General features: G+C 58.1%; 12 protein-coding genes. 4 read left to right on the forward strand and 8 right to left on the reverse strand.

Annotated elements, in window-relative coordinates:
- The first annotated feature begins 89 nt into the window (after positions 1–89).
- Genes HMPREF0045_RS04185 through HMPREF0045_RS04195 form a run of 3 tightly spaced genes read left to right on the forward strand, consistent with a single transcriptional unit; the run spans position 90 to position 3,365 of the window.
- The gene (locus HMPREF0045_RS04185) at positions 90–1,196 is read left to right on the forward strand and encodes a glycosyltransferase family 4 protein (RefSeq protein ID WP_196793413.1); all 1,107 of its coding nucleotides are present in this window, start codon (positions 90–92) and stop codon (positions 1,194–1,196) included.
- On the forward strand, positions 1,193–2,326 hold the full coding sequence (locus tag HMPREF0045_RS04190; protein WP_005985832.1) for a glycosyltransferase family 2 protein: 1,134 nt from the start codon (positions 1,193–1,195) through the stop codon (positions 2,324–2,326). Before HMPREF0045_RS04185 ends, HMPREF0045_RS04190 begins: the two co-directional genes overlap by 4 nt.
- A gap of 25 nt (positions 2,327–2,351) precedes the next feature.
- On the forward strand, positions 2,352–3,365 hold the full coding sequence (locus HMPREF0045_RS04195) for a glycosyltransferase family 2 protein (RefSeq protein ID WP_005985834.1): 1,014 nt from the start codon (positions 2,352–2,354) through the stop codon (positions 3,363–3,365).
- Between the two features lie 19 nt (positions 3,366–3,384).
- On the opposite strand, the gene HMPREF0045_RS04200 is transcribed toward HMPREF0045_RS04195, so the two are convergent.
- Genes HMPREF0045_RS04200 through HMPREF0045_RS04215 form a run of 4 tightly spaced genes read right to left on the reverse strand, consistent with a single transcriptional unit; the run spans position 3,385 to position 8,284 of the window.
- Entirely contained in the window at positions 3,385–4,722 is a 1,338-nt protein-coding gene (locus tag HMPREF0045_RS04200) for an ABC transporter ATP-binding protein (protein WP_005985836.1), read from the reverse strand.
- Positions 4,722–5,564, reverse strand: coding sequence for an ABC transporter permease (locus tag HMPREF0045_RS04205; RefSeq protein ID WP_005985839.1), 843 nt, complete (start codon positions 5,562–5,564; stop codon positions 4,722–4,724). The genes HMPREF0045_RS04200 and HMPREF0045_RS04205 overlap by 1 nt, the downstream gene beginning before the upstream one ends.
- 8 nt (positions 5,565–5,572) lie before the next feature.
- Positions 5,573–7,429 carry a rhamnan synthesis F family protein gene (locus HMPREF0045_RS04210; RefSeq protein WP_005985841.1) on the reverse strand — a complete coding sequence of 619 codons (1,857 nt, stop codon included), beginning with the start codon at positions 7,427–7,429 and terminating at the stop codon, positions 5,573–5,575.
- Positions 7,430–8,284 carry an NAD-dependent epimerase/dehydratase family protein gene (locus tag HMPREF0045_RS04215; RefSeq protein ID WP_005985842.1) on the reverse strand — a complete coding sequence of 285 codons (855 nt, stop codon included), beginning with the start codon at positions 8,282–8,284 and terminating at the stop codon, positions 7,430–7,432.
- A 122-nt stretch (positions 8,285–8,406) separates the two neighbouring features.
- Here HMPREF0045_RS04215 and rfbB point away from each other — a divergent pair, with 122 nt between their 5' ends.
- Complete coding sequence (gene rfbB, locus HMPREF0045_RS04220) at positions 8,407–9,402, forward strand: dTDP-glucose 4,6-dehydratase (RefSeq protein ID WP_005985844.1); 996 nt, start codon at positions 8,407–8,409, stop codon at positions 9,400–9,402.
- 154 nt (positions 9,403–9,556) lie between these two features.
- Here rfbB and HMPREF0045_RS04225 read toward each other — a convergent pair whose 3' ends face one another.
- From HMPREF0045_RS04225 to HMPREF0045_RS04240, 4 genes are read right to left on the reverse strand one after another with little or no spacing between them, the layout of a single operon-like run.
- Entirely contained in the window at positions 9,557–11,614 is a 2,058-nt protein-coding gene (locus HMPREF0045_RS04225; protein ID WP_005985846.1) for a DUF6541 family protein, read from the reverse strand.
- Positions 11,615–12,910, reverse strand: coding sequence for a nucleotide sugar dehydrogenase (locus tag HMPREF0045_RS04230; protein ID WP_040316026.1), 1,296 nt, complete (start codon positions 12,908–12,910; stop codon positions 11,615–11,617).
- 43 nt (positions 12,911–12,953) lie between these two features.
- Positions 12,954–14,126 (reverse strand): glycosyltransferase, encoded by a 1,173-nt coding sequence (locus tag HMPREF0045_RS04235; protein ID WP_005985849.1) that lies wholly within the window; start codon positions 14,124–14,126, stop codon positions 12,954–12,956.
- Positions 14,126–15,244, reverse strand: coding sequence for a glycosyltransferase family protein (locus tag HMPREF0045_RS04240; protein WP_005985851.1), 1,119 nt, complete (start codon positions 15,242–15,244; stop codon positions 14,126–14,128). The genes HMPREF0045_RS04235 and HMPREF0045_RS04240 overlap by 1 nt, the downstream gene beginning before the upstream one ends.
- Between the last annotated feature and the right edge of the window lie 8 nt (positions 15,245–15,252).

Genomic DNA, 15,252 nt, shown 5'->3' on the forward strand with positions numbered 1-15,252 from the left:
CGTTTGCTTCCGCCCCCGCCACTGAGTCTTCAACCGCTAAAGACGCCGTTCAAGGCGATTTTCAGGCGCCTAATGATGTGCGCGTGGCCATGGTGGTAGAGCAAATGTGGCAGCCGGTACCTGGTGGTTCTGGCACTTATATCACTAACCTGGCCCACAGCCTGCGCGCCCAGGGGGTGAAGGTTGCCGGTATTGCCGCCCGCCGTAGCCATAATGATCCGGGCGCCAGCGCGGTGGGTTTGGAGACTATGCCGGTGCGTTACGCGAATTTGCCACGCCCGGCCCTGTATGAGGCCTGGAACCGTTTGCACTCTCCCCTGGCTGAGTCCATTTTGCCGGCTTCTGACCTGGTTCACGCCACTACCTGGGCTATTCCCCCCACCCGTAAGCCGCTCGTGGTAACCGTGCATGACCTGGCGTTTTTGCGTAACCCGGAGCATTTCACTAAGCGCGGTAACAGCTATTTCCGTAAGTCTTTACAGCGCACCATTAATGAGGCCCAGGCAGTGATTGTGCCCTCCCAGGCCACCGCCGATGACTGCTATGAGGCCGGGATTAACTCTGAGCGCGTGCATGTGATTCCTCACGGCGTTAGTGTTCAGGAGGTAAGCGCCTCCCAGATTGATCTTTTCCGCACTGCCTATGGGCTTTCGCGCCCCTATGTATTGTGGACTGGCACCCGTGAGCCGCGTAAAAACCTGCCCGGCTTGCTGCATGCTTTTTCCCGTATTGCCGGCGAGTTCCCGCAGTTGGATCTGGTTTTGGTGGGCCCCAGCGGGTGGGGCGACGACGCCGTGGAACGCCAGTTGATTCAGGCTATCGGCACTTCCCGCGTGCACGTGCTCGGACACCTGGCCCAAGACACTTTGCAGCAAGCCTATGCGGGGGCGCGTGCCTTTGTGTTCCCCTCCTATTGGGAAGGTTTTGGCTTGCCGGTGCTTGAGGCTATGGCCCATTCAGTGCCGGTGGTGACTTCACTGGGTACTTCCACCGCTGAGGTGGCCGGAGATTGCGGAATTTTGGTGGAGCCTAGCGACCCCGACCAGATTGCTGCCGGGCTGCGCCGGGTACTTGGCCGTGAGCATGACCATTTTGCTTTGGCTGGCTATGAGCGCGCCCAAACCATGACTTGGAAGGCTTGTGCTAAGGCGCATCTGCGCGTCTACCAGCAGGTTATGGAGCAGGCCCAAAAGTGAGTCAGCAGCGTAAAAGTGTGCGGGTAGTAATCGTTAACTGGCGTACCCCGCTGTTAACTGAGCGTGCTGCCCGCTCCCTGTGGCCCCAGCTGCGAGCTGGTGATGAGCTGGTGGTGGTGGATAATGCCTCTGCCAGCGCCGATCCGCACGATAATTCCCTGGACCACCTGCGCCGTCTAGGGGCGCAGCTGGGTAGCGCCGGACCGGCCCGCTTTGGCCTGGTGCAAGCTAGACGCAACGGTGGTTTTGGCTATGGGGTTAACTTGGGGGCACGTAACCTGCGCCAGGACGCCTTGGTGCTGCTAAACAGTGACGCCTACGCACTGGAGGGTTTTGTTGACGCCCTGACCGCCCCGCTGGGTCACGATCTGGTGGAGGCCACTACTGCCCGCCTGCTTTTGGAGGGTAGGTGGCGTCTTGTTGACGACGGTGCCGAGCCAGCCAGCCCGCAGCCCCCTGGCGCCGTCGAGCCCGCCAGCCCACAATCTTCCAGCCCACAGTCCCCCGGCGCCGTCGGCCCTAACTCCCCCGGCGTCGAAGCGCAAACCGAGCCCACCACTGGCGCCACCCACAGCACCGGCTCAGCCCAGCTGCGGGGTCTAGATGGCGGCATCTGGGTTAGCGACCCAAGCGGCGTGGAGCTAATCAACTCCACCGGCAACGTAGTAGATGCCTGCGGTAACGGCCATGACCGCTCCTGGCTGGCCCCAGCCAAGCAGGAACATGACAGCCCTGAAGTGTTTGGTATCTGCGGCGGGGCCTGCGCGATTAGTGCCCGCGCCTGGCGTCAACTGGGTGGGATGCGTCAAGACCTGTTCATGTACTACGAGGACACCGATTTTTCCTACCGCCTACGCCGCGCCGGCTACCGCGTGCAATACGTACGCCAAGCCCAAGCCCGCCACGCCCACGCGGCTTCATCCGATTCGGCCTCAGCGGCTTTTACCACCTGGAACACCCGCAACCGTCTGCGCGTAGCCACCCGCTATGCCCCGGCCTCGGTGGCGGCTCGGGCCCTGGTTAATACCGGTGGGCGTATGCTTTTAGGCCCCCAGCGCCAGGCTCGCGCCCAGGGCTTAGTTCAGGCCCTAGCCCACGCCCCGCAAGATCTGTACGCACGTATCGGCTAGTTTTAGCTAGTTTTAGGAGAAAACCATGAGCGCGCTAGTTAGCGTGATTATGCGTACCCGCAATCGCCCCATTTTTCTCTCCCGCGCCCTGGCCAGTGTGCAGGCCCAGCAGCTGGGTGACTATGAGCTGATCATTGTTAATGACGGCGGCGAAACCCAAATTGTGCAGGCGGCCCTGGATAAAACCACCCCTGAGCTGCAAGAGCGCACCCAGGTGGTGACTAACCGGGTCTCTAACGGGCGCGAGGCTGCCCTGGAATCTGGTTTGGCCTGCGCCAGCGCCCCCTTCTTCGCCATTCACGACGACGACGACACTTGGGACCCGCAGTTTTTAAGCAAAACTGTGGCATTTTTGCAGGCTCATCCCCACCTGGGGGCGGTGGCTGCACGCACCCAGCTAGTTAGCGAAAAACTTGAATCTGACGGCACTATCACTATTCTTGAGCGGGCCGATTTGGCTTTAGAACGCCACAGTTTCAATCTGATCGATATGCTGGTGGGTAACTATATTCCCCCTATTTCCCAGCTAATTCGCCGCGCCAGCGCTGATCTGGTGGGGCATTGGGATGGGCGGCTGAGCACCCAGGCTGATTGGGACTTTAACCTGCGTCTATTGCAGGCTCAGCCGGCAGGTTTCCTAGAGGGGCCGGCGCTAGCTTTTTGGCATCAGCGCCCAGGTTTGGCTGGTGAAAGTGGCAACTCGGTGATCACTGCCGCTCTAGAGCATCAGCAAGACAACCTGGCTATTAGGGAAAGCTATCTGCGTACCGACTCCCCCAACCCGGCTTTAGGCCAGGCGCTGGTTAGCGCCGAATATTATCGCCGCTCCCAGGCCCAGCTTGAGCAGGTTTCCCAGGGTGTACATGAGGCTCTAAACCTGGTACACGCGGATTTAAACCAGCAGGTGGCCGCCTTAACTAAGCAGGTTCAGCAGTTAAGCGAGCAGGTAGCCCAATTGCAAGAACTGACCGGGCAGCTGCAAGAGAGCACTTTAAGTGCCCGTCTAAACAAGCTGCGTGGGTCAGCGAGCAGTGAGTAAAGCTGCGCTCTTTAGCGGCTCAGCCTTCTGCTCCGTCTTGGTTTTGCTCGGCTTCGCGCTCGGCTTCCTTCTGCTTGCGCAGTTCTTCAGCTAGCCGGATCTGCTCACGAGCTAGCTGATCAAACTCGGCTTTGCCACGTGGGGTGATTGAAAGCATTTCACGCTCAGGCTGCAGGTTGCCATAGCTGGCCCCCAAAATCACTATGCCGCCACTTTCCATACCCGGCCCAGGCAGCACATCAAAACGCCGCCCCCTTTGCAGGGCATCAATAATCGCGGTCATTTCCTTGTTCTGGATGGCTGCGGAGATAGTGAAAGAACCCGGTGACAGGTTCAAGGCCGGAATGTGCACCTGTAGGCTGCCACGACCGGGCTCAATATAGCGGGGCACAAATCCGGCGTCGCGCCCATGCAGGCCCCACACCCATACGCCGTCGCGACTGTCGATAGAAACCCCAAAAACAGGCTCCTCAATGCGCTCATGGGCTTCATAATCCAGTCGAATATTTACTGCCTGGCCCGGACGCACCATAGTTACCGGCGCACCGGACTCATCAAGCACTTCAATCTTGGTTATCTGTGCCTGGCCGGTACCAAAGCGAGTGCCGCCACCTTCAACCTTAATGGCCTGGTGGGCCACGTCAGAGTAAGTGTCTACCACCTGGGCGGCGTTACCCACCTCCACCAGCTTGCCGTGATCTAGCCAAGCTGCCTGGTCACAGAAGGAACGCATCTGCTCAAGGCCGTGGCTAACCACCACTACTGTGCGGCCATCTTGCTTAAGCTGGGCGAACTTCTCCATGCACTTGTTTTGGAACTCTAGGTCACCAACCGCAAGTACCTCATCAACCAGCAAAATATCGGGCTCTACATGGATAGAAACCGAAAAGCCCAGGCGCACATACATGCCTGAGGAATAGTTTTTAACCGGCTGGTCAATGAAGCGCTCCACGCCGGAAAAATCAATAATGGCGTCAAGTTTAGAGTCAATCTCTTTAGGGCTCATACCCAAAATGGCGCCGTTCAGGTAAATGTTTTCACGCCCCGACAGCTCCGGGTGGAAACCCGAACCAACCTCCAGCATGGCGGCCATACGACCGGTTGCATTAATAGAGCCAGTGTCGGGGGTAAGAATTTTGGCAATACATTTAAGCAGGGTAGATTTACCCGAACCGTTATGCCCCATCAAACCGAAAGTTTTACCGGCAGGAATATCGAAAGTAATATCCTGAAGCGCCCAAAAATCCTCATAATGGGCCCGGCGTCCCTTCAAAAATGTACCTTTAAGGGACTGGTTACGGTCTTTATAAACCCTAAAACGTTTAGAAACGTCGTTAATAGTAATTGCGTTAGTCATTACAGTTCCTCCACAATGCGTGCACTGTAGCGGCTAAAGACCCAGCGTCCTACTGCAAAAGACAGTACGGCCCAGCCTAGGCAGCCAAGCCACACACCCAGCGAAGGGTTAGCAAAATCGTATAGGCAGCTACGGTATGCCTCTAGGAACAGCTCAGCCGGGTTCATGCGGAAAGTGGTAGTCAGCGGCAGGGGGTGACCATTAATTTGCCAGCCCTGGTTAAACAGTCGGTTTTGCAGCTGATCAAGCATAGACAGCGGAAAAACCACACCCGAGGCATACATCCACACCTGGTTAAAAATCTGCCAGAGGTGAGAGATGTCGCGGAAATAGACACTAGCAATAGCCAGCATCATACCCAGACCAGTAGTAAATACGGCCGCTAAAACGGTAATAGCAATTAGCTGCGGAATAAACAGCAGCACTGTAGGACCACCGGCAATCAGCATAATTACCAGTAGCACCGTTAATTCAAAGGCAAAATCATAAACCAAAGCCAATACCGCTGAATAAACCAGGGTTTGGCGCGGGAAATACACCTTAGTTAATAGCCCAGCGTTACCCACTAGGGAATCCATGGACCGCATAACTGAGTTAGAGATAAAGTTCCAGGCAATAATGCCCACGCCGATCCACAGCGCGAAAGCATCAATTCCTGAGTTTTTACCAGGCTCTACCCCGCCACGGAAAACCAAACCGAAAATCACGGAGAAAACCGCGATAGTGGCTAGCGGGTTGATAAACGACCAGGCACGGCCCAGCGCAGTTCCCTTAAATTCTGAGGAAATAGAGCGCCGAGCCATCCTCCAGGTCAGATCAATGACCCGTTTACGCTCGTTCATTACCCTCCTTAGTGTCGATGTAGCTTACGTACAGTCGCGGCACCTTTACGAACTAAGCGATACGCGGGTTTAAGCGCATTGCCTACCTTGGGTTGGCGCAACATGATGTTGATTTTGATGCTTGCCAACACGTTGGGTATCGGACCGCCGTGAGCTTTAAGGTAGGGAACCTGATCAATAGTGAAGGGAGGTAGGAAGGATGAGACTGCGGCCAGCTTGTACTCCAAGTAGCCGTAGTAAACCTCAGCCCACTTGGGGGCTAGTACCGGGCGCACATAGAAACCTTCGCTCAGGGCAGCGTAGGCCATTAGGCGCTCTAGCACGTGGGCCAAAGAACCATCCTTATAGCCGCCCTCAACGGGGAAGTTTTCGGGCTTGAAACCGGCGTTAACCAGCTTGGCTAAGGCTTGGGGACGAGCAATGAACATGGAGCCATAAGTGGCCAGGGGCATGTCCTTATCGAAGGGGACGTTAATCCCCAGGCGCTTGGCCACAGCCTGAGCAGGCTCACGGTTAGTGAACCAGGCGTGACCCATAGTTGGGTAACCCATGTGCGGCAGCGGCGCCAGCACCATCCCCAGAGCAGGGTGAGCGGCAAATTCAGCCAAAATATTGGCCACATGCGCACGTGAATTTAGCAGGTTGTCGTACAGGTGAGTTTTAAACAGCTGGGCGGCGTTGTAGTCATCCTGCACGGATTTCTTGGAGTGAATCTTGACCACAATGTCCCACTTGCCACTGGACAGCACGTCATTGCAGTCAACCAGGAAAGCGCCAATGTCGCGGCCCCGGTTGGAGGCCACTACGCGCACTTCACCTTCAACCCCGTAGCGCTCCATGACGGCGCGAATCTGGGCCTGGTTTTCCTCATTAGAGGTGGTGGCCACCAAATAGTAGCCCTTGGGTAGCACCGATAGGCGCTGCAGGATTTCCTCAGCCATATCGGCATAGAAAATGTGGGCTACAGCCAAAACTTTCTGCTTGGCGGCAGCGGCGTAGGTTTCCTCACTGGCGCTTTGGGGCACCACCCAGGTCAGGCCAGCGTTAGTGACCAGGTCGCGGGGCTTAGAGGTGCGTGCCAGGTTAGACAGGATCAAATCCGTGTCATAGCCGGCCAAGCGGGCTTGCTCCAGCATGTCCGCGCCAATAATCGCAAAGCGGTCTAGGTGCAAAGGATTGTGGAACAGGTTGCGGCGCTTAAGGATGGGGCAACCGTCTTGCAGTAGCAAACTGGCGTTATCAAACACCGGGTTAGCTGAGGGGTAATCGTCTACGTTGTAGGCCACTTCATGGCGGTAGCCCAGGGCGTTGAAGTAGCCGGTGAAGCGGCTTTCGTGCCACTGGATAGAGTCGTTGTAGGACTCAATTGGGGGCATGTCTTCCCAGTAGGTGCGCCAGTCTTTAGTGGTGCTCAGGCTGGCACGCACCGCAATCCAGTGAGACTGGATGTGGCGGGGCATAACCAGTTTAGGTAGGAAGGGGTGGGGGCGTACTTCATCGTGTTCAGTGATGCCCCAAAAGTCGGTGTCCCACTTGTCTGTGCGCTCAAATAGGCCAGCCCAGGGGTGGATGGGGGCGAAGAAGGTGTAGTTAAACAGCACCAGCTCGTCATAGTCGCCCATATGGTCCCAGCCCAGGTGACGTAGACCGTCACGGTAGGCGCCGACGTCGTAACCGACGTTCTTGCGCTCCATAACTTCGCTAGAGACTGACTCTAGACGCTTACGGTTAGTCTCATCCAGGGGCGAGTTAGACACCACCAGCAGGTAGTCCATGTGCTGCTGGAGTGAACCCAAGCAGCCCAGGATGTAGTCGTCTACTTTGCCTTCAGGGTCATAGAACAGGAAAATACCAGCGCGTTTCACTCAGGCCTCCAGGCTCTCGCCACTTAGCGCCAGGATCTGCGCGATCTTGGTGGCGTCTCCCCACACTCCGGGAGAGTCGTAAGGACGGTCAGGGAAAGCTCCATACTGCAGGGTTAGACCCAGGTTGTTTTCGTGGATGTAGGCCTCTACCCGCTCGGCTAGGCTCATGGGCTTACCGGTGCAGACGTTGATGATGCCGTCGATCTGGTTTTGGGCTACCACTGCGGAGATCTGGCGGGCCAGCTCGGTGATGGAGATGAAGTCGTACAGGTTCTTGCCGGTAGTGAAGGGGAAGGTGGTTTTACCCTCATTAGCGGCAGCAAGCAGCTTGGAGAAAATTGAGGAGCCGTGGGCGTCGTCGCCAACAATGTAGTAAGCACGAATCCACTGCATCTGCGCACCATACTGGCTGGCTAGCAGGGAGGTGATCTGGCGTAGGGAGTTCTTGGAAATACCGTAGAGAGAAGCCGGTTTGCAGGGGGTGTCGGCGTCGATGGCGCCCTCCCAGTAGCCCACCTCGTGCATGGAACCCATAACTGCGATCTGCTTTAGACCACCCTTTAGTAGGTTTTCAATCAGGTGGTAGTGCTTGGGTAGATCATCAATATGGGCCGGGGAGTTGTGCACAAAACCGTCACGCCAAGCCAGGTGAATAACTGCGTCGGGGCGGCCAAGCTGGTCGTAAATATCCTCGCCAGCGTTGAATAGGTCTACATCCACGCGGCGAGCACGCGGATCTACTTCATCTAAGCGCAGGTCAACCACGCTTACGTCGAGCCCGCGCGCGAGTAGGGCTCGCACCACGTGGCGTCCGATATAGCCACCAGCACCAGTTACCAAGACAGTTTTCGCCATAGTTGGTAGTTTACCAATCAGCTTTAAGCACGTCAGCTTTAGTGATGTAGAGACGAGTCATGCGAGATATGGCATTATTGACATATTCCGCATGTTTTCCCAGGCATAGAAAGTGAAAGCCCATGCACGTTCTAATTACCGGCGGTGCTGGATTTATCGGCGCTAACTTTGTACACCAGACCCTGGTGCGTCACCCTGACGCCAAGATCACGGTCCTAGACAAGCTAACCTACGCCGGTAACCCGCTGTCGCTAGCGGATGTGACCGACAAGGTAACCCTAGTTAAGGGTGACATTGCTGACCGCGACACAGTTGACCCGCTAGTTGCAGACGCCGACGTGGTGGTGCACTTCGCCGCTGAGTCCCACAACGACAACTCTCTGCGTGACCCCTCCCCCTTCATCAAGACCAACCTGGTGGGTACTTTCACCCTGCTAGAGGCCGTACGCGCCCACGGCACCCGCTTCCACCACATCTCCACCGATGAGGTTTACGGTGACCTGGAGCTGGACGACCCGTCTAAGTTCACTCCTACCACTCCTTACAACCCCTCCTCCCCCTACTCCTCCTCCAAGGCCGGCTCTGACCTGCTGGTACGCGCTTGGGTGCGGTCTTTCGGGGTTGAGGCCACCATCTCTAACTGCTCCAACAACTACGGCCCCTACCAGCACATTGAGAAGTTCATTCCGCGTCAGATTACTAACCTGATCGACGGCGTGCGCCCCAAGCTCTACGGTGCCGGTCAGAACGTGCGTGACTGGATCCACGTACTAGACCACAACGACGCCGTATGGGACATCATTGAGAAGGGCCATATTGGTGAGACCTACCTCATTGGTGCTAACGGCGAGAAGAACAACAAGGAGGTTGTGGAGCTGATCTTGGAGCTCATGGGCCACGACCCCAGCGACTACGAGCACGTTGCTGACCGCCCCGGTCACGACCTGCGCTACGCCATCGACAACTCCAAGCTGGTTGAGGAGCTGGGCTGGCAGCCTAAGTTCACTGACTTCCGCTCCGGCTTGCAGGCCACCATTGACTGGTACCGCAACAACGAGGCCTGGTGGCGTCCGCTCAAGGCTGAGGTTGAGGCCAAGTACGCTGCTCAGGGCCAGTGAGCAAGGCCTAGTTAACTAGCAAAGTCCCCCGGGAGGCAGTTCATTCATGCAGAACTCTCGGGGGACTTTTTGGCGGCGCAGCCTTTAGCGGCGCAGCCCTTAGGAGCACGCCAGGCGAACCAATTCGGCGCAGCAGGGGTAAGCCGCCCCCTTACTAGCAGCGCAGCTTGTATAGGTAGGCCCCGCCTTGCTGATCTACTAGCTCCATCGTGTCGGTAGGCCAGCGCACCAGCGAGTTATCCCAGCGCAGTGGGGCGCGCCCATCTGCCAGGGGCCCGGCGCGATAGGGCCACAGGTTAGAGTGGGCGTCCTCAGTTAGGTAATGGGTTACCCCGTAGCTGCGTAGCAGCTGACACGAGCGTGAGTCTGGACCAAAGTAGAGGTAGGCCTTAAGGATTTTGGCTTCCGCTGAGGTTTGGCTGGGCTCGGCGCGGGTGGCGTACATGACGCGCACATTAGCTAGCGGCCAGGCATAGGTTTCCCCGCGCGAAGGAGCGCCAATTAGCTTATCTCCCGGCCCCATGTGAGTGGCGGAGCGTTGCAGCAGGATACGGGCGTCGTCGGACAAGATTGTGCCGTAGTCGATATGCCCGCTTAAATAGACTCCCTGCAGCTGGCGGATATGCCCGTTAGTCATGCCGACGACGCCGCCGGCCCCCAGCAGCACTAGGGCCAGCGTAGCCGCTAGGGGGCGGCGCAGAAACACTTTTTTACCCTTGGCTAGCAGCCACTCAATAGCACCGGCAATCAGTAGCAGACACAGCAGTAGCGCTAAGGGTTGTAGACGACTTTTTTGGGTGTACCAGGGGGCACCAACTAGGCGACCAATCCAGTTAGGCCCGTCGGTTAGCATAATCAGCGTCAACACTAGCGCCCAGGTGCCCAGCAGCAGTTTGCGTCGCTGCTTATAGGCCTGCCAGGCACCAATTAGCACGGCAGTTGCCACTAGCGGCGCAGCTAGCACATTGGCGTTGGCGGTAGGACCATACATGCCCCGGTCAGTTAGGCTTTGTAAAAGCCCCACAAGCCCTATGCCGCCGGGGCGCTCAAAGGCAGCCATAGCACTTAAAGTAGCGCGCATAACCCAGGCTCCCCCAGCCACCAGCGCAGCGGTTAAACCCAACAGGCTAAACACTAGTTTGCGCGGCAGTGCACGCAAAGCCAGCCAGATCCACACAGCTAAGGTGGGGGCCATTAGCACGGCCATATTGAATGCGGCCGTGCCGTGAGCCATCAGCGCCCCAAAAGTGCCTAGCAGGCAGCTAAACACTAAAGGCCACCAGGTTTTAGGCGCCTGCACTGTGCCAGCTAAAAGCCCAGGTAGTTGTAGGCGCTGGCCCAGGGCCGCTAAGGCCAACAAGGCACCGGGCAGCGTCAATAGCGATAGACCGTAGGGCCACACTGCCAGTGAGGTCATGGCTGTCCAGCCCAGACCTGTAGCCAGGCAGCCGGCTACCACCAAGGCGGCGCTAGCCCAGGGGCGTGGGCGAGTAAAGGCACTTTGCACTAACCCCAGCAGCACGCAAGGCCATAGCAGCCCTAGGCAGGCATAGACCGCAGCCAAGCTAGCCACTGAACCATTACCGGGAATCAGTGCCACTAAACAATGCCACAAGGTGGGATAATAAGCGCTTTTATCGGTGAAATAGAGAGAATTTAGGCCCCCAAATGGGGAGGTATTACCAGCGTTACGAATAGCCATTACCGCGCTTTGGTGAAACACCGAGTCAAAAGCTTGGGCGGGCGCCCCCCAATCAGGCAGGCCAAAAGCAAACAGAGCCAGCGTCGTCGTGGCTACCAGGGCCACAGCCACCAGAGCGCTTAACACTGAGGCATTAGCCACTGAAGCATTAGCCAAGCGGGTGCGGATCTTGCCCACACAAGCCCGCTTAGGGGCGAAAAGCCAGGTTCCACGTGAAACAATTGCCGCCGCCGCAGTAGCCAGGAAAATTAGCCAGTAGCCCGCTGGCAGCGCCCCCAGAACCGGCACCCTAGAGAGCCAACCCAGGCCGGTCAGCTGACTAAAGGGGCGATACCAGTGAATCCCTGCCGCCGCGCAACCCACCTGGGCCAGGCTCGCCACCCCCAGGCCCAGCGGCACAGACATAGACAGGGCGCTGGCCCCGCGCCAGCCCGTTAACCGAGCCAGCCCGAGGCCAGGGAGCATTATCAGCGCCGCGAAGCAGACCGCAGAGCCGATAACTGTCAGCATTTACTCGCCACCACCGATGGTGATGCGCGGCACGCCGACGAATAATGCCGGGTTAGTGACGCGGCGGCCGTCGAGCAGCAGGCGCACACCCGGCAGGTCAGCCGGGGTCAGCTTGCTGTACTCGGGGTGGTCAGCCTGCACAATGGCCACATCCACGTTCTCACCTAGGTGGTAGGGCTGCCAGCCGAAACCTTCCAGCTCCTCATCGGTGTACATCGGGTCCTGCACCAGCACCTGGGCGCCGGCAGCGCGCAGCGCGTCAACCGTGGGGAACACGCCAGAGAAAGCGGTTTCCTTAACCTTGCCACGGTAGGAGGCGCCCAGCACCACTACACGCAGGCCGGTCAGGTCACCTAGGATCTCCTTGGCGCGGTCTACCACGTACTGGGGCATGGTGGCGTTGAAGGAGCGGGCAGTGCGCACCACGGAAGCGTCGGGGTCAGTGGACAGGTACAGGCGCGGGTAAACCGGGATGCAGTGGCCACCTACCGCGATACCGGGGCGGTGAATGTGGGAGTAAGGCTGGGAGTTGCAAGCGTCAATTACGCGCTGCACGTCCACACCGATCTTGTCGGCGTAAACCGCGAACTGGTTAGCCAGGCCGATGTTTACATCACGGTAGGTGGTTTCAGCTAGCTTAGCCATTTCGGCGGCCTCGGCGCTGCCCATGTCCCACACGCCGTTAGGCTTGGGTAGGTCTTCACGCACGTCAAAGTCCAGCAGCTGCTGGTACAGGGCAATACCGCGACGGGTACCGTCTTCGCTTAGGCCACCGACCAGCTTGGGGTAGCGACGCAGGTCCGCAAAGACGCGGCCAGTGAGCACGCGCTCGGGAGAGAAGATCAAAGTGAAGTCGCGACCCTCTTCTAGGCCACTGATCTGCTCAATCATGGGCTTGAAGCGGCCCCGCAGGGTGCCCACAGGCAAGGTGGTCTCGTAGGAGACGATGGTGCCGGGGGTTAGGTGGGCGGCCAGGGACTTGGTGGCTTCATCCATCCAGCCAAAGTCAGGCTGCCAGGTCTCGTCGTTGACGAACAGCGGCACTACCACCACTACTGCGTCAACCCCGGGGATAGCCTCAGCGTAGTCCGTGGTGGCGCGTAGACGACCGGCGGGCACCAGCTCAGCTAGCTTCTCAGCCAGGTGCGCTTCACCTGGGAAGGGCTCTTTTCCTTCATTTACCAGCTCTACGGTGCGGGGGTTAACGTCAACCCCGATCACCTCATGACCCTTGCTAGCAAACTGTACGGCCAGGGGTAGGCCAATCTTTCCTAGAGCGACTACCGCAATGCGCATCCGGTTTTCCTCACTGTTTAGGGTTTTCAGGCTGTTATCTATTTTAAGCATGTGTGCTCGCAGCTGCGACGGCGTAAATCTCTTTGTACTTGGCAGCAAATGCGCCTAAAGCAAAACGACTCAGGCAGCTTTCGCGTCTGCGCTCGCGTCCAGCTTTATCGCGCGGCCAGGTAGAGACTTGCTTTATGGCAGCCCCCAGCTCGGTTGGGTCCGCGCTATCTACGACGACGCCGTCGCCGTCGCTAATGACCGTATTGGCACCCCAGGTGTCGGTAGCCACCAAAGCCGCCCCCGTAGCCAGAGCCTCAATTAGCACCATGCCGAAAGATTCGGTGATTGAGGGCAGTACAAATACGTCTAGCTGTTGGTTAAAGCCGGCCACATCCGTAATCATGCCCGGCAGTTCCAGTTGTTTTTCCACTCCCGCCTGGCGGGCGCATTGACGCAGACTGGCCTCAATTTCATCAGTTAGCGGGCCACCAATTATGAGCTGGGCATCTGCCCCCAGCTGGGCGGCAGCGAAGGACTTAATCACCAGCTCAGGGCGTTTAACCGGATCCAGCACCGACAAATGCCCCACCACCAGGGGCTTATGGCTGTGGTCTGATACCGTGACTGTCTCCAGCTCGGGCGGCAGTAAGTTGGGCACATAATCCCACTGACCCCCCAGGCGCTGGGCGATAAAATCGGCGTGACCGCGCGAAACCCCAATGCGTTTAGCGGCGCTGGCGGCCACCTGCTGCTCAGCGCGACGGCCTAGGCCGGTACGCACCGGCATGTGACCTAGTGAGCGGTGCTCGGTAAGCACCCAGGGCAGCCCATATTTGGCAGCCAATAGGTGGGTTAGGAAACCTGCCGGGTAAAGCGAGTGGGCGTGCAGCACATCGGGGCGCCCAAAGCGGCGTACATAGACCCTAAAAGCCTGCTCTAACTGGCTAAAGGCGGCGCGGGCATCAATCCAGCGGGCTTTAGGCAACCATGCCGGCAGATCCACGCGCACCACATTTAGGCCCTCTTCCTGACTGACACGTGGCCGCGAGCGCCGCGCGCTTAGGCCCCGGCGCCAGGCGGGCCCATAGACCGGGTGCATTTGCGGCGCCAACACGCCCATTTGCAATCCGGCGCCGGCCATGGCTTGGGCTTGTTGGCGGAAGAAAATTCCGTGTACGTCCTCTGGGCTGGCTGGATACCAGGAGGGAATTACCAGAACATGCATTACTCACCCATGATTTTGGTGATGTAACGCTCCCAGATCAGCAGCTGACTGTCGGCTGACAGCTCACGGGCGTGGGCCTGGGAGGCGGCCTTGAATTCCTGTACTTGGGTTTTGGTTAGACCTTTTAGTACCTGGGCTAGGTCGCTGGCGCTGTAGCCTGGCGCCACCACGCCTAAGCTGGCTTCTTCAACGATGCGGGCCATCTCGGGGCTGGGGCCTACCACTACGCCTAGGCGGGCCTGTACAAAGTCAAAGAGCTTATTGGGCAGGGCGTTGGCGAAGTTGAAGTTGATGGGCGGCAGTAGGTGTACCCCTAGGTCGTAGCCGTTTAGAGTTTCAATTAGCTGCGCATAGGGCACTGGCGGGTGCACGGTGATGGCACTGTTTTCCTGGGCTCGCTGTTTTAGGTGTTCTAGGTGCTCAGGGTCGTTGGGGGTTAGGTATAGGTCTAGGGTGCAGTTGCCGGCCTCGATGACGCCGTCCACGATGGCTTCAATGTTGCGTTCGCGGTGGGAGGTGCCTGAGTGCACTAGGCGGATGGGCTCAGCTACCGGGGTTGGGTTTAGCTGCCAGTAGGGGGTGGCGTTAGTGACTACCCCTACTTTGGCGCCGGTTTGTACCTCATATTCCTGCGCGATGCGCTTGGAAACGGTGGTGACTGACTGGCAGCGCGGCAGGTAGCGCTGGCATAGCCACAGGTACCAGGGGCCAATACGCTTAGCCCAGGGGGCCTGTTCTTCCTGTAGGCGCGGGAAGTATTCGTGGATGTCGGCGTGTACCCCTAGGCGTGGGCGTAGGGAGAGGGCTAGCGGCACGGTGTCGATGTCGTCAGCTAGGATGGCGTCGAATTTGAGGCCCTTGAGGGCTTTGGCGGCGTTGCGTACGTCTGGCATTAGCCAGTAGCCGGCTTTGTAGGCTTTTAGCTCTAGCAGCGCATCCCAGGTTTTGCCTGGCAAGGTGGCGTGGGTTAGCTCTAGGTGGCGTTTGACGCCTTCGGGGGCGGGGCCAAAGCCGCAGGTAGTGACCTCATATTTGGGGCTGAATAGGCGCACTTGTTTAAGTACTCGCGCGTCGCGAGCAATGGGGGAAAACGAGATAATCAGTAGTTTTTTGCTCATATCTGCTC

Source organism: Actinomyces graevenitzii C83, assembly GCF_000239695.1.
In the GTDB taxonomy this organism is placed as follows: domain Bacteria; phylum Actinomycetota; class Actinomycetes; order Actinomycetales; family Actinomycetaceae; genus Actinomyces; species Actinomyces graevenitzii.

What these genes read in the sequence shown, in the direction of transcription:
- HMPREF0045_RS04185 (WP_196793413.1), top strand. Translation starts at nt 90, where the DNA reads ATGGTGGTAGAGCAAATGTGGCAGCCGGTACCTGGTGGTTCTGGCACT.
- HMPREF0045_RS04195 (WP_005985834.1), top strand. Translation starts at nt 2,352, where the DNA reads ATGAGCGCGCTAGTTAGCGTGATTATGCGTACCCGCAATCGCCCCATT.
- HMPREF0045_RS04200 (WP_005985836.1), bottom strand. Translation starts at nt 4,722, where the DNA reads ATGACTAACGCAATTACTATTAACGACGTTTCTAAACGTTTTAGGGTT.
- HMPREF0045_RS04205 (WP_005985839.1), bottom strand. Translation starts at nt 5,564, where the DNA reads ATGAACGAGCGTAAACGGGTCATTGATCTGACCTGGAGGATGGCTCGG.
- HMPREF0045_RS04215 (WP_005985842.1), bottom strand. Translation starts at nt 8,284, where the DNA reads ATGGCGAAAACTGTCTTGGTAACTGGTGCTGGTGGCTATATCGGACGC.
- rfbB (WP_005985844.1), top strand. Translation starts at nt 8,407, where the DNA reads ATGCACGTTCTAATTACCGGCGGTGCTGGATTTATCGGCGCTAACTTT.
- HMPREF0045_RS04225 (WP_005985846.1), bottom strand. Translation starts at nt 11,614, where the DNA reads ATGCTGACAGTTATCGGCTCTGCGGTCTGCTTCGCGGCGCTGATAATG.
- HMPREF0045_RS04230 (WP_040316026.1), bottom strand. Translation starts at nt 12,910, where the DNA reads ATGCGCATTGCGGTAGTCGCTCTAGGAAAGATTGGCCTACCCCTGGCC.
- HMPREF0045_RS04235 (WP_005985849.1), bottom strand. Translation starts at nt 14,126, where the DNA reads ATGCATGTTCTGGTAATTCCCTCCTGGTATCCAGCCAGCCCAGAGGAC.
- HMPREF0045_RS04240 (WP_005985851.1), bottom strand. Translation starts at nt 15,244, where the DNA reads ATGAGCAAAAAACTACTGATTATCTCGTTTTCCCCCATTGCTCGCGAC.